At 50.3% G+C, this 559-nt stretch carries 1 protein-coding gene; it reads left to right on the forward strand.

What is annotated here, in order from left to right; genetic code table 11:
• Positions 1 to 177 precede the first annotated feature (177 nt).
• Positions 178 to 522, forward strand: coding sequence for a toxin (locus OMK64_RS21545; RefSeq protein WP_069026837.1), 345 nt, complete (start codon positions 178 to 180; stop codon positions 520 to 522).
• Positions 523 to 559 lie beyond the last annotated feature (37 nt).

Raw genomic sequence — 559 nt, forward strand, 5'->3', positions numbered from 1 at the left:
CTTTATCCCGGATAAAGTGCGGAAGCTGGTCACGCACTTAAGTGAGGTGCTGGTGGGGTTGCAGGGAACAGGGCAGAAACTCATCTGATGTGGTGAAGAAAAAATCAGGTCTGATTGAAATGCACCTGACTCAGAGGTAAAGTATGCCCAGGTTGGGGACAGGGAAATACTCAGCACATGGACGCACTATTCATCGAACTTTCCAGCTTCCAGAAATACCGGGCTGATTATCTGAATGATGATCAGTACAGGCTGTTTCAGAACATGTTGCTGGCTGACCCTGAGAAGGGCGATGTGATACCCGATACCGGCGGACTGCGTAAAGTTCGCTTCAGGGATGAGCGCCGACACAAGGGCGCACGTGGCGGGATCAGGGTTATCTATTACTGGACCAACACACAAGGCCAATTCATCCTGTTTACCATCTACGATAAAGATCAACGCGACGATTTGACCAGGCAACAGCGTGATGCCCTGGCGACCGCGCTGAATGTGATCAAAAAAGGACTGAGACATGACTGAACGCGATATCTTCAGTGAACTGATGACGGGTATGCAG

Origin of the sequence: Cellulomonas fimi (assembly GCF_028527925.1) — a bacterium.
Lineage (GTDB): Bacteria > Actinomycetota > Actinomycetes > Actinomycetales > Cellulomonadaceae > Cellulomonas > Cellulomonas fimi_C.

Bases quoted from the DNA above. Each gene is read 5' to 3' on its own strand.
- OMK64_RS21545 (WP_069026837.1), top strand. From the start codon at position 178: ATGGACGCACTATTCATCGAACTTTCCAGCTTCCAGAAATACCGGGCT.